The sequence below is a fragment of the Citrobacter sp. U14242 genome (assembly GCF_046555775.1).
Classification (GTDB): domain Bacteria; phylum Pseudomonadota; class Gammaproteobacteria; order Enterobacterales; family Enterobacteriaceae; genus Citrobacter.
This window is the reverse complement of record NZ_JBKGLW010000010.1, coordinates 174015-187697: the sequence shown is the minus strand read 5'-3', so window position 1 is coordinate 187697 and position 13683 is coordinate 174015. Positions and strand designations below refer to the sequence as shown.

Sequence of the window (13683 nt, the reverse complement as noted above, 5' to 3'; positions counted from 1 at the left end):
GAATCCTCCTGTTGAAGATTAGCCGTTGAGTTTTACTGCCAGACCTGCGACATATTCACCCTGATAGCGGGCGATAGATAACTCTTCCTGACTTGGCTGTCGGGAGCCGTCACCCCCGGCAATGGTGGTTGCGCCGTACGGCGTACCGCCACGAACTTGTGAGACATCAAACAGTTCTTGCGCCGCATAACCAATGGGAACAATCACCATCCCGTGGTGGGCAAGCGTTGTCCAGGTTGATGTAATGGTTTGTTCCTGGCCGCCGCCAGTTCCTGTTGAGCTGAATACGCTGGCGAGTTTGCCGTAAAGGCCGCCAGATGCCCACAGTCCGCCGGTCTGATCCAGGAAGGTACGCATCTGACCTGACATGTTGCCAAAGCGCGTGGGAGTACCAAAAATAATGGCGTCGTAATCAGCCAGTTCCTGCGGGGTTGCGACTGGTGCGTTTTGTGTTTTACCGCCTGCTTTCAGGAAGATTTCAGGCTGCATTGTCTCTGGCACACGCTTAATAATGACTTCCGCGCCATCTACCTTATTTGCGCCTTCTGCGACTGCATGGGCCATGGTTTCAATGTGTCCGTACATGGAATAATAAAGCACCAGAACTTTTGCCATTTTACACTACTCCTCGAGTTAACCGTGTCCGTAGCGATTCGCTACCTCCCTTTAAAGATATGACGTACGGCCAGGAGTGCAAATTTCACAATCACTTCTTTGATTTATAACAATTTTTATAACAACTGTTTTTGTTGCAAAATGATACATTTTTAACCTGGCGGAATTTGCTAACCATAAGAAAGAGTTATTGATTTCATGCCGCGATTATTAACCTCTTGCGACCATTCCTGTTGCAGGATATTACAGTTCGCCGGTTATCCGGTTACTCTTCACTATGCTTAATCCCACGCAGTAAAAATCAGGGCACGGCCCATGCGCTGCGTGAGGTATCACTCCTCAGTACCTATGCAATATGATGGCTAATCAATGACGGAGGTCAGTAATGGCAAACCATCGGGGCGGTTCCGGCAACTTTGCGGAAGACCGTGAAAGAGCATCAGAAGCAGGTCGAAAAGGTGGCCAGCACAGCGGGGGCAACTTCAAGAATGACCCGCAACGCGCTTCAGAAGCAGGCAAAAAAGGGGGCAAGAATAGCCACGGCAATAACAAATCGTAATTGTTGGGCTGTCTGTTAGATATATCGTGACGGCTGAGTGTTCAGAGACAGACGTTACGTCGCCACCGCCGCCGGGTCGTTCCGGCGGTTTTTTTTGTCTGCAAGGTTGAACTGTAACAAAACGCAACGCAGACTAATGACATTCAGCTAATCGGGTGTCTCATGTCATTACTTTCTCGTTATTCCTTTTCTGTTAAACCCCAGGAGGCGATCCTCATTGTGATCACCATGTTCTGGGGCGGAACGTTTTTGGCTGTGCAATATGCTGTCACGCTGAGCGGTCCCTTTTTCTTTGTCGGCGTGCGCTTTGCTACAGCGGCACTGGCTGTGGCGTTGCTGTCAGTGCATACCTTGCGTGGGCTGACATGGCTGGAAGTCAAAGCCGGGGTGGCGATTGGCGTAGCGATTGCGCTGGGTTATAGCCTGCAAACCTGGGGACTACAGTCTATTCCCAGCAGTAAGTCGGCATTCATTACTGCGATGTATGTACCACTGGTACCGCTGTTGCAATGGTTGTGTTTGGGACGCGTGCCTGGGTTGATGCCGTGCGTCGGTATTGTATTGGCCTTTATCGGATTGATGTTTCTTGCCGGGCCGGATGGCAATGTATTTGCGCTCGGTGAAGGGGAGTGGATCACACTTGTGGGCGCGGTGGCAATCGCGGCAGAAATTATCCTGATCAGCGCATGGGCTGGAAAAGTGGATGTACGTCGGGTCACGGTGGTGCAACTGGCAACCGCTTCTGTGGTGGCGTTTATTGCGATGGGGCCGGCAGGTGAGTCTGTACCTCCCATGTCGACGGGGTTGCTGGTCGTGGCATTAGGATTGGGCATTTTTAGCGCGATTATCCAGGTTACCATGAACTGGGCGCAGCGCAGCGTTTCGCCGACACGCGCAACGGTAATCTATACCGGTGAGCCTGTATGGGCGGGAATTTTTGGTCGACTCGCAGGAGAACGCCTGCCGCTGCTTGCTCTGTTGGGGGCGGCATTCATTATCATTGGCGTACTGGTCAGCGAACTGAAGTTCAAAAAGAAGAAAGCCGTCCAGCAGGAGGCTCCACCCGAGTCGCTTTAATTTAACTTTTCAGTGTGCGATTTGTTATGCTGGCGCCCTCAGAACAAGGAGAGGGCGCATGGCTCAAGGCGCAGAGAAAAAAACAGGTAAACGCTCGCAGGCCGTGAGCGCGAAACGCCAGGCTATCTTAACCGCGGCATTAAATATCTTTTCCCAGTATGGAATTCATGGCACGCGTCTGGAGCAGGTTGCGGAACTGGCGGGGGTGTCTAAAACGAATCTGCTTTATTACTACCCTTCTAAAGAGGTGCTCTATATTGCCGTATTGCGCCAGATCCTTGATATCTGGCTGGCACCGCTGAAGGCCTTTCGCGAGGACTTTGCACCGCTGGTGGCGATTAAAGAGTACATCCGACTCAAACTGGAAGTGTCCCGCGATTATCCTCAGGCATCGAGACTGTTTTGTATGGAAATGCTGGCGGGAGCCCCTCTGTTGATGACGGAGTTAACGGGCGATCTCAAAACGTTGATTGACGAGAAATCCGCATTGATTGCCGGATGGGTTCGCAGTGGAAAACTGGCACCGGTTGACCCGCACCATCTGATTTTTATGATTTGGGCTTCAACGCAACATTACGCTGACTTTGCCCCACAGGTAGAGGCAGTGACGGGCGCAACGCTGCGTGATGAAGCCTTTTTTAATCAAACGGTGGAGAGCGTACAGCGAATGATTATTGAAGGGATCCGCGTGCGTTAGTTGGCGGGTGGTAACGGGCAACTTAAATCGCCCTCTTCACATTGTAAGAGGGAGGCGAGAAATGCTTCTCGCTCGTTGGTTTTGTCCGTTAAACACTGGCTGGTGATCATCGACTGTATACTGCCGCCCTCCGTGCCTGAACTGATCAATGCGCAGTCTGCATCTCGCAGGGTAATCCATGCGACCTGTGCTTTTTTCAATAAATCACGTTGGGTGGGGGCGGCGCGCTTCAGTGCATTCTGATAAGTATCATTGAGCTTTGTGTCGGCCGTCTTATACTGCTCAGCGGCGCAGGTATTCATTTCAATCTGGTTGTTTGCGTTTGCGCAGTCATCCGCCAGCGCGTGACTGCTTAGCAGCAGTGCTGCACATGTCAGTACAATTCGTTTCATGCTTCCCTCTGGCTTTATAAAAAAGGCCCCGTCACCGGAGTAATGTCGTCCAGTTAACGAAGACGAATGGCCATAACGATAACTGTAAGTAGAATATCCGCAGGTAATGAATCTGTTGCCTCCGTATATTGCTACGTTCACCCTATGTTTGTCACTTCTCTGAAACGATATTACCTGTGAACGTGTTAAGGGTACTATCTGTACTGAACCCCAGATCCTGGACACGTATTTTATTGCTGCATTTCCATTTGAGCCCGGTAACATACCGGGCTCAGACCACCTGTATTTTTATTTGAATATGTTTGAACAGCAAAACAGATTTAACTGAAAGTCAGAAAATTGAAGCGATGCTTCCGGTCCGGCTGAAAATCGATGAGGCGTTGACGGCTGACCGGGTCTGCCCACAGGGATGTGGGCAGAGGGGACGGCCTGCAGGGATGCAGGCTCGGCCCCGACCCGACAGGCAGACGGAATAAGGCGAATATCTCGCGCAGCGACGATTTTCCCGCCGGGAGCCTGGGTTGCAAGGGAGGCGGCGGTGAGCCTCCCTTGCACGTTCACGGGTATCTGCGCTTCAGAGAAATGATACCGCTGAGGTGAACGGAACCCTGAGCCGGAATCACATGTTCTCTATAATGCTAAACTGACAAGCATTACCCGTTACCAGAGCCTGACACCCTTAGCCGATTGTCATCAGGCTGGCATTCCCACCTGCCGCGGCGGTATTCACGCTCAGCGAACGCTCAATATACAGCCTCTCCAGCAGGATATTGCTCTCGCCGCGGGCAAATCCTTGTACCGAAACAATCGCACCTTCCCGTGCCGCTACCGATTCGCACAGTGCGCGTAGCTGGTCAGAATCGCCGTGGAAGATAACGGCATCGAACGGCTGCGCGGTGAGGGTGTCTGCTTTGGCAAACTGGATGCGCCCGGAAACAGCAGCAGGCAGGCGTTTTGCCAGTTCGTGGTGGAAAGCATCATCCTGCCACAGGATTGAGCTACCCACAGAGGCCACGGCGGCGATCTGCACCAGCGCGTCCTGCTCATTATCGGCCATACACAGCACACGTTCCCGCGGCAACAGCGTCCAGGTGTTACGTTCTCCGGTTGGTCCTGGCAGCAAACGCTGGGTTCCGGCCTGTGCCAGTTCAGCAAACTGTTGGCACTGCGCATGCAATGTCGGGCGATCGGCTGCCCATTCAGTGAGTGCTTCCAGCGGTTGAGTCAGCGCTGATTTAAGCTGTGCATCGACAGGGTAGTCTGCATCCTGGCGAGCCAGGGTGATGCCCAGCGCATTTTCCGGACGATTAGCCAGCAAACGGTACAGATACAGCGGGCCACCGGCTTTCGGACCGGTTCCTGACAAACCTTCGCCACCAAATGGCTGCACGCCGACCACTGCGCCAACCATATTACGGTTGACGTACAGGTTACCCACGTGCGCCGAGCCGGTGACCTGAGCGATGGTTTCATCAATACGGGTGTGTACACCCAGCGTCAGGCCGTAACCGGAGGCATTGATCTGCTCAATCAGATTACCAAGGTTATTACGGGTGTAACGCACCACGTGCAGTACCGGGCCGAACACCTCTTTTTGTAGCTCATCAAAGCTTTCCAGCTCAATCAGCGTCGGCGCAATAAAGGTCCCGGTTTGCCATTCACGCGCATCGTCGCTGTTCTCACGTATGGCCTGGAATACCGGACGTCCTTTGGCACGCATGGCCTGAATATGACGTTCAATATTGGTTTTAGCTTCTTTATCAATAACCGGCCCAATATCGGTTGTCAGACGGCCTGGGTTACCCATCCGACATTCTGCCATCGCGCCACGCAGCATTTTCAGCGTGTGATCGGCGATGTCGTCCTGCAGACACAGGACGCGCAGTGCCGAGCAGCGCTGTCCGGCGCTGTCAAAGGCAGAGGCCAGCACATCCACCACAACCTGTTCCGTCAACGCTGAGGAGTCGACGATCATGGCGTTCATCCCGCCTGTTTCAGCGATGAGCGGAATTGGACGACCCTGAGCATCCAGACGGGTAGCAATATTTCGCTGCAACAGCGTGGCGACTTCCGTTGAACCGGTGAACATCACGCCGCGCACGCGCTCATCGGAGGTGAGCTGCGCCCCGACGGTTTCGCCCTGGCCTGGCAACAGTTGCACCACGCCCGGTGGTACACCGGCTTCCAGTAAAATAGCGATGCCTTGTGCGGCAATCAGCGGGGTTTGTTCTGCCGGTTTTGCCAGTACGCTGTTGCCTGCGGCCAGCGCGGCAGCAATCTGCCCGCTGAAAATGGCCAGCGGGAAGTTCCACGGGCTGATGCAGACCACCGGGCCGAGCGGACGATGCGTTTCGTTATCAAAATCATCGCGGACTTGTCCGGCGTAATAATGCAGGAAATCGACCGCTTCGCGTACTTCCGCAATGGCGTTGCTGAAGGTTTTACCCGCTTCACGCACCAGAATGCCAATAAGTTGCTGCATCTGGCCTTCCATCAGGATGGCGGCGCGATGCAGAATGGCGGCACGTTCTTGTGGCGGTGTCGCAAACCAGATAGGGGCACTATTGACGGCGCTCTGTAGCGCCTGCTCCACTTCAGCGTGAGTCGCTTCCCGCACGTAGCCCACAATGTCTTTCGGCTCAGCCGGGTTAACCACGGGCATCATTTCGCCATCGGCCACCGGATGCTCCAGAATCGGTTTCGTGTGCCATTTTTGCAGCGCGCTATTGAGCAGGGCAGAGGACAGCGAGGCCAGACGATGTTCGTTCGCCAGATCCAGCCCTGCGGAGTTTTCGCGCCCCTTGCCGTACAGGTCGCGCGGCAGTGCAATCTTCGGATGCGGCAAGCCAGCCTGACCTTCCTGCTGCGCCATTTTTTCCACGGCTTCGACCGGGTCGGCAACCAGTTCATCCAGCGGCAGAGTGGTGTCGGCAATACGGTTAACGAATGAAGTGTTGGCACCGTTTTCCAGCAGACGGCGCACCAGGTACGCCAGCAACGTTTCATGGGTGCCTACCGGGGCGTAAATACGGCATGGGCGATTCAGTTTGCCGTCAGCCACTTTACCGGTGACCTGCTCGTACAGCGGTTCACCCATGCCGTGCAGGCACTGGAACTCGTACTGTCCGGGATAATAGTTCTGACCCGCTAACTGATAAATTGCCGCCAGCGTATGTGCGTTATGGGTGGCAAACTGCGGGTAAATCAGGTTTGGTACGGCGAGCAATTTTTTCGCGCAAGCCAGATAGGAAACGTCGGTGTACACCTTACGGGTATAGACCGGATAGCCTTCCAGACCGTCCATCTGTGCACGTTTGATTTCACTATCCCAGTACGCACCTTTAACCAGGCGGATCATCAGGCGACGGCGGCTACGGGTTGCCAGGTCGACCAGGTAGTCGATGACGTACGGGCAGCGCTTCTGGTAGGCCTGAATAACAAAACCGATCCCGTTCCAGCCGGCCAGTTCGGGCTCAAAACACAGTTTTTCCAGCAGATCGAGGGAGATCTCCAGTCGGTCGGCTTCTTCGGCGTCAATATTAATGCCGATGTCATACTGACGTGCCAGTAGGGTCAGTGACTTCAGGCGCGGATAAAGCTCATCCATCACGCGGTCATACTGCGCACGGCTGTAGCGCGGGTGCAGCGCCGACAGCTTGATCGAAATTCCCGGTCCTTCATAAATGCCGCGTCCGTTCGACGCTTTACCTATGGCGTGGATCGCCTGCTGGTAGGAGACCATATAGGCCTGGGCATCGGCGGCGGTCAGCGCAGCCTCACCCAGCATGTCATAGGAGTAGCGGAAGCCTTTCTCTTCCAGTTTACGAGCGTTAGCCAGCGCTTCTGCAATGGTTTCTCCGGTGACGAATTGCTCACCCATCAAGCGCATCGCCATATCGACACCTTTACGCACCAGCGGTTCGCCACTCTTACCGATGATGCGGTTCAGCGAGCGTGAGAGGTTGGCTTCGTTATGGGTCGAGACGAGTTTACCGGTAAACAACAGTCCCCAGGTTGCCGCATTGACGAATAACGACGGGCTGCGACCAATGTGCGACTGCCAGTTGCCGTTGCTGATTTTGTCGCGGATTAGCGCATCGCGGGTGGCTTTGTCGGGAATACGCAGCAGCGCTTCAGCCAGACACATCAGCGCGACGCCTTCCTGTGAGGAAAGGGAGAATTCCTGCAACAGTCCCTGGACCATGCCGGCACGTCCGCTGGCCGTCTTTTGGTTGCGCAGTTTATCTGCCAACTGATAGGCCAGTTTATGGGCCTGCTCTGCGACAGGTTGCGGGAGACGCGCCTGCTCCATCAACATTGGCACCGCATCGGTTTCAGCACGGCGATATGCAGCGGTAATGGCCGCACGGGAAACAGACTGCGGCAGGATCTGCTCTGCAAATTCAAGGAAAGGCTGGTGCGCTTCATTTTGTTGCGCAGTGGATTCCTCGCTCTCATTTGCTGCACCCGCCAGCAGGGCAGGCAGCTCCGGAAGGGCATCGTCATTTTCCAGTCTTTCGAGATAATTAAAGATGGCCTGCTTGATAAGCCAGTGCGGCGTGCGATCGATTCGTGATGCGGCTGTTTTAATCCGCTCGCGCGTGGCGTCGTCCAGTTTAACCCCCATCGTGGTGGTTCCCATGCCATTTACTCCTGTTGTACTAAAATACGGGGCTGATAGTTACCGAGAAATATCTACTATGTTGCAACTTTGTGCAACCGTGTTAAATGTGACTTGGTTTGCAAGCTTGAAAATGAATGAAATGTTAATAAAGATGATGTTTATAACGAGGGCTGTAAAAAACGCAGAATCTTTTTCTCTGCGGCAGTTAACACTTTTTAAAGGTGCAACCAGAAAAAATGTGAGAGAGTGCAACCTACAGAAAAATGCTATCTACTCGAGATCAAAATTGATGTAAATGGTGTGTTAAATCGATTGTGAATGACCATCGCTTCCGGCAGGATACGGTCGCCCTGGTCAATATAGATATCTTTGCCACGTTCCGGCAGGGTAATAAAACGGCAAGCCACGGCATTGCCGATACATAATTTTGGAGAGTTTTGATGGCTATTAGCACACCGATGTTAGTCACATTCTGTGTCTATATTTTTGGCATGATATTGATAGGGTTTATTGCATGGCGTTCGACCAAAAACTTTGATGATTATATTCTGGGTGGACGCAGTCTGGGGCCGTTCGTAACGGCGTTATCCGCTGGGGCATCCGACATGAGTGGCTGGCTGCTGATGGGGCTACCAGGTGCGATTTTCCTGTCGGGGATTTCAGAAAGCTGGATCGCTATCGGCCTGATATTAGGGGCCTGGATCAACTGGAAACTGGTGGCCGGGCGTTTACGTGTACACACCGAATACAATAACAACGCGCTGACGTTGCCGGATTACTTTACCGGCCGTTTTGAAGATAAAAGTCGTATCCTGCGAATTATCTCTGCACTGGTTATTCTGCTGTTTTTCACCATCTATTGCGCTTCCGGTATTGTCGCAGGGGCACGTCTGTTCGAAAGCACCTTTGGCATGAGCTATGAAACGGCGCTATGGGCGGGGGCGGCAGCCACGATCATTTACACCTTTATTGGTGGCTTCCTTGCGGTGAGCTGGACCGATACCGTACAGGCCAGCCTGATGATCTTCGCCCTGATCCTGACGCCGGTGATGGTCATTATTGGTGTCGGTGGATTTGAAGATTCGCTGGAAGTGATTAAGCAAAAGAGCATTGAGAATGTGGACATGTTCAAAGGGCTGAACTTTGTCGCCATCATCTCACTGATGGGCTGGGGATTGGGTTATTTCGGTCAGCCGCATATCCTGGCGCGCTTTATGGCTGCCGATTCCCACCATAGCATTGTTCACGCACGTCGCATCAGTATGACCTGGATGATCCTGTGCCTGGCGGGGGCGGTTGCCGTTGGTTTCTTCGGTATTGCTTACTTCAATAACAACCCGTCGCTGGCTGGTGCGGTTAACCAGAACGCCGAGCGCGTGTTTATTGAACTGGCGCAGATCCTGTTCAACCCGTGGATTGCCGGTATTCTGTTATCTGCGATCCTCGCAGCGGTGATGTCGACGCTGAGTTGCCAGTTGCTGGTGTGCTCCAGTGCCATCACTGAAGATTTGTACAAAGCGTTTCTGCGTAAAAATGCCAGCCAGAAAGAGCTGGTATGGATTGGGCGAATCATGGTGCTGGTCGTGGCGCTGGTGTCCATCGCGCTGGCGGCAAACCCAGAGAACCGTGTGCTCGGTCTGGTGAGTTACGCCTGGGCGGGCTTCGGTGCGGCGTTTGGCCCGGTTGTACTGTTCTCCGTCATGTGGTCGCGTATGACCCGTAACGGTGCGCTGGCAGGGATGGTCATTGGCGCAGTGACGGTTATCGTCTGGAAGCAGTTTGCCTGGCTGGGTCTGTATGAAATCATCCCAGGCTTCGTGTTTGGTAGCATCGGGATTGTGGTCTTCAGTCTGTGGGGTAAAGCGCCATCAGCAGCAATGCAGAAACGTTTTGCCGAGGCTGATGCTCATTACCATTCAGCACCGCCGTCGCGTTTGCAGGAAGAATAATCGCTGTATTGCTTTCAAAGCCCGCCGCGAGGGCAACCCAGTTCAGCATAATGACACCGATAAATTCACCATTATGCTGATAAGGGAATCACGTTGTAGGCCGGATAAGCGAAGCGCCATCCGGCCTACCGCTCGCCAAAACCCTGGAATGACCAGCATTAACCACCGAGCTGGCTTTGTGATGTCTTCCATCCCTTCAATCCGATGTGCAATAACTGTTACTTAGCTAACTGTTTACATTAAGTCATCATTCTCAAAACATTCTGCTTGAGTTTTTCCTTGCTGTAATGATAATCACTATCAGTGTAATTTACTTTTCTTTGCACCAATTGACTGAGAATAACGTTAAAGGGTACTTCGCATGTTTGTTCCATTTTTAATTATGTTGCGCGAAGGGTTAGAGGCCGCGCTGATTGTCAGCCTGATTGCCAGCTACCTGAAACGGACTCAGCGTGGTCGCTGGATTGGCGTGATGTGGATTGGTGTGTTGCTGGCGGCGGCGCTGTGCCTCTCGCTGGGAATTTTCATCAATGAAACCACGGGCGAATTCCCGCAAAAAGAGCAGGAGCTATTTGAAGGTATCGTGGCACTTATTGCCGTGGTGATCCTGACCTGGATGGTCTTCTGGATGCGTAAAGTATCGCGCAACGTCAAAGTTCAACTGGAACAGGCTGTCGATAACGCGCTACAGAAAGGCAATCATCATGGCTGGGCGCTGGTGATGATGGTCTTTTTTGCCGTCGCCCGTGAAGGGCTGGAGTCTGTCTTCTTTCTGCTGGCGGCATTTCAGCAGGATGTGGGTATTTGGCCGCCGCTAGGAGCGATGCTGGGTCTGGCAACCGCCGTTGTACTGGGCTACCTGATTTATCTTGGCGGGATCCGCCTCAATCTCGGGGCTTTCTTTAAGTGGACCAGTCTGTTCATTTTGTTGGTTGCCGCAGGTCTTGCTGCGGGGGCCATTCGTGCATTCCACGAAGCTGGGTTATGGAATCATTTCCAGGACGTGGCGTTTGATATGAGCAGCGTTCTGTCAACGCATTCGCTGTTTGGCACATTGATGGAAGGGATCTTCGGCTATCAGGAAGCGCCAAGTGTTAGTGAAGTTGCTGTCTGGTTTATCTATCTGATTCCGGCATTGATTATGTTTGCTCTGCCACCTCGTTCAGGCACTACGGCATCACGGACCGCACCCTGATAAAACGTGATGCAAGAATATCATTTAGTTACAACATACTTTTTATAGGGATGGGTCATGACGATTAATTTCCGCCGTAGTGCGCTGCAGCTGGGTATTGCCGCGCTGTTTACTTCTGCTTTTACCGCTCACGCAGCTGATATCCCGCAGGTAAAAGTCACGGTAAATGACAAGCAGTGTGAACCGATGACAATCACGGTGAATGCCGGGAAGACTCAGTTCATCATTCAGAACCACAGTCAAAAAGCGCTGGAGTGGGAGATCCTCAAAGGCGTGATGGTGGTCGAAGAGCGGGAAAACATTGCGCCCGGTTTTAGCCAGAAAATGACGGCTAACTTGCAGCCGGGTGAATATGATATGACCTGCGGTCTGCTGACCAACCCGAAAGGCAAGCTGATCGTGAAGGGGACTGCAACGGCAGATGCCGCGCACAGCGATGCGCTGCTGAGCCTGAGTGGTGCAATTACTGAATACAAAGCTTATGTAACGGCAGAAACCGCGCAACTGGTGACTGGCACGAAAGCCTTTACGGATGCCATTAAAGCGGGCGATCTGGAGAAAGCCAAATCCCTGTATGCGCCAACGCGTCAGCATTATGAACGCATTGAGCCGATTGCCGAATTGTTCTCCGACCTCGATGGTAGCATTGATGCACGTGAAGATGATTATGAGCAAAAAGCTGCCGATCCGAAATTCACTGGCTTCCACCGTTTGGAAAAAGCGCTGTTTGGCGATAACTCCACCAAAGGCATGGAAAAGTATGCTGAGCAGCTGAATACTGACGTTATCGATCTGCAAACGCGTATTAGCGAACTGGCTTTTCCACCGTCTAAAGTGGTTGGCGGGGCGGCAGGGCTGATTGAAGAAGTGGCTGCCAGCAAAATTAGTGGAGAAGAAGATCGTTACAGCCACACCGATTTGTGGGACTTCCAGGCTAACGTTGATGGCGCGCAGAAAATCGTCGATCTCCTGCGCCCTCAGTTGCAAAAATCCAATGCCGGGCTGTTGGCAAAAGTGGATGCGAACTTCAAAAAAGTTGATAGCATCCTGGCTAAATATCGCACCAAAGACGGCTTTGAAACCTACGACAAACTGACCGATGCCGACCGTAACGCGCTGAAAGGGCCGATCACGACGCTGGCAGAAGACTTGTCGCAATTACGCGGCGTACTGGGTCTGGATTAAGCATCATGCAGCAAGATAATGAAAACGGCGTGAGTGAACCGTCACGCCGACGTCTACTGAAAGGGATGGGGGCGCTGGGGGGGGCACTGGCGCTGGCGGGCGGATGCCCGGTCGCTCACGCGCAAAAACCGCAAAGTGCGCCGGGAACGCTGTCACCTGATGCACGCAGTGAGAGACAACCGTTTTATGGCCAGCACCAGGCTGGGATCCTGACGCCGCAGCAAGCCTCAATGATGCTGGTGGCGTTTGATGTGCTCGCCAGCGATAAAGCTGACCTTGAACGCCTGTTTCGTTTACTGACCCGTCGCTTTGCGTTCCTGACCACCGGCGGCCCGGCGCCAGAAACGCCGAATCCGCGTTTACCGCCAATGGACTCCGGTATTCTGGGGGCTTACATTGCACCGGATAACCTGACGATGACGCTGTCGGTCGGATCTTCGCTGTTCGATGAGCGTTATGGCCTGAAAACGCAAATGCCGAAAACGCTGCAAAAAATGACGCGTTTTCCGAATGATTCGCTAGATGCCGCGCTGTGTCACGGGGATTTGCTGTTGCAGATTTGCGCCAACACGCAGGACACCGTTATTCATGCATTGCGTGACATTATTAAGCATACGCCGGACCTGCTCAGTGTTCGCTGGAAACGCGAAGGATTCATCTCCGATCATGCTGCACGCAGTAAAGGCAAAGAAACTCCGGTCAATTTGCTCGGTTTTAAAGACGGGACGGCTAACCCGGATGGTACCGATGAAAAACTGATGCAAAATGTCGTGTGGGTCACGGCCGATCAGGGCGAGCCTGCGTGGGCGGTAGGGGGGAGTTATCAGGCGGTGAGGCTTATTCAGTTTCGCGTTGAGTTCTGGGACCGCACGCCGCTTAAAGAACAGCAAACCATTTTCGGGCGCGATAAACAAACCGGCGCGCCGCTGGGAATGCAGCACGAGCATGATGTGCCGGATTATGCCAACGATCCCGAAGGCGAGGTGATTGCACTCGACAGCCATATTCGTCTGGCGAACCCGCGCACGAAAGAAACAGAGACCAGCCTGATGATGCGTCGTGGGTACAGCTATTCGCTTGGCGTGACCAATTCCGGGCAATTGGATATGGGATTGTTGTTCGTTTGCTATCAGCACGACCTGGATAAAGGGTTTCTGACGGTTCAGAAACGCCTGAACGGTGAAGCGCTTGAGGAGTATATCAAACCTATTGGTGGGGGCTACTTCTTTGCTTTACCTGGTGTCAAAACCGCTGACCACTATCTGGGACAAGCCCTGCTCGAAGCATGATGATTGTGCCCCGCAGCGCTGCGGGGCATTTCCTGACACTCTGATGAATGAAAAAATTATTTTTCATGATCGGCGGCGACTGAAATAATTCTGTCATCTCT

Annotated in this window: 10 protein-coding genes; 7 read left to right on the top strand and 3 right to left on the bottom strand. The window is 53.1% G+C overall.

Going from position 1 to position 13683, the window contains the following annotated elements:
• Positions 1–18 precede the first annotated feature (18 nt).
• Positions 19–615 carry an NAD(P)H:quinone oxidoreductase gene (wrbA, locus tag ACLJXE_RS17855; RefSeq protein ID WP_003832057.1) on the bottom strand — a complete coding sequence of 199 codons (597 nt, stop codon included), beginning with the start codon at positions 613–615 and terminating at the stop codon, positions 19–21.
• A 385-nt stretch (positions 616–1000) separates the two neighbouring features.
• Here wrbA and ACLJXE_RS17850 point away from each other — a divergent pair, with 385 nt between their 5' ends.
• The 3 genes from ACLJXE_RS17850 (at position 1001) to rutR (ending at position 2948) form a co-directional block, all read left to right on the top strand.
• The gene (locus ACLJXE_RS17850) at positions 1001–1174 is read left to right on the top strand and encodes a general stress protein (protein ID WP_003036022.1); all 174 of its coding nucleotides are present in this window, start codon (positions 1001–1003) and stop codon (positions 1172–1174) included.
• 162 nt (positions 1175–1336) lie between these two features.
• Entirely contained in the window at positions 1337–2251 is a 915-nt protein-coding gene (locus ACLJXE_RS17845; RefSeq protein ID WP_410751567.1) for a DMT family transporter, read from the top strand.
• A 58-nt stretch (positions 2252–2309) separates the two neighbouring features.
• Positions 2310–2948 (top strand): HTH-type transcriptional regulator RutR, encoded by a 639-nt coding sequence (gene rutR / locus ACLJXE_RS17840; RefSeq protein ID WP_271455422.1) that lies wholly within the window; start codon positions 2310–2312, stop codon positions 2946–2948.
• On the opposite strand, the gene ACLJXE_RS17835 is transcribed toward rutR, so the two are convergent.
• Complete coding sequence (locus tag ACLJXE_RS17835) at positions 2945–3340, bottom strand: lysozyme inhibitor LprI family protein (RefSeq protein ID WP_286628159.1); 396 nt, start codon at positions 3338–3340, stop codon at positions 2945–2947. The genes rutR and ACLJXE_RS17835 overlap by 4 nt on opposite strands.
• Positions 3341–4019: 679 nt before the next feature.
• Positions 4020–7982, bottom strand: a complete 3963-nt coding sequence (gene putA / locus ACLJXE_RS17830; protein WP_410751566.1) for a trifunctional transcriptional regulator/proline dehydrogenase/L-glutamate gamma-semialdehyde dehydrogenase — start codon at positions 7980–7982, stop codon at positions 4020–4022.
• A gap of 422 nt (positions 7983–8404) precedes the next feature.
• On the opposite strand from putA, the gene putP reads away from it, so the two are divergent.
• The 4 genes from putP (at position 8405) to efeB (ending at position 13582) form a co-directional block, all read left to right on the top strand.
• The gene (gene putP, locus ACLJXE_RS17825) at positions 8405–9913 is read left to right on the top strand and encodes a sodium/proline symporter PutP (RefSeq protein ID WP_286628157.1); all 1509 of its coding nucleotides are present in this window, start codon (positions 8405–8407) and stop codon (positions 9911–9913) included.
• Between the two features lie 361 nt (positions 9914–10274).
• A complete protein-coding gene (efeU, locus tag ACLJXE_RS17820; RefSeq protein WP_271441337.1) occupies positions 10275–11108 on the top strand; it encodes an iron uptake transporter permease EfeU in 834 nt (277 codons plus the stop codon).
• Between the two features lie 57 nt (positions 11109–11165).
• Positions 11166–12293, top strand: a complete 1128-nt coding sequence (efeO, locus tag ACLJXE_RS17815; RefSeq protein ID WP_410751565.1) for an iron uptake system protein EfeO — start codon at positions 11166–11168, stop codon at positions 12291–12293.
• Positions 12294–12298: 5 nt separating this feature from the next.
• Complete coding sequence (gene efeB, locus ACLJXE_RS17810; protein ID WP_410751564.1) at positions 12299–13582, top strand: iron uptake transporter deferrochelatase/peroxidase subunit; 1284 nt, start codon at positions 12299–12301, stop codon at positions 13580–13582.
• Positions 13583–13683: the final 101 nt, after the last annotated feature.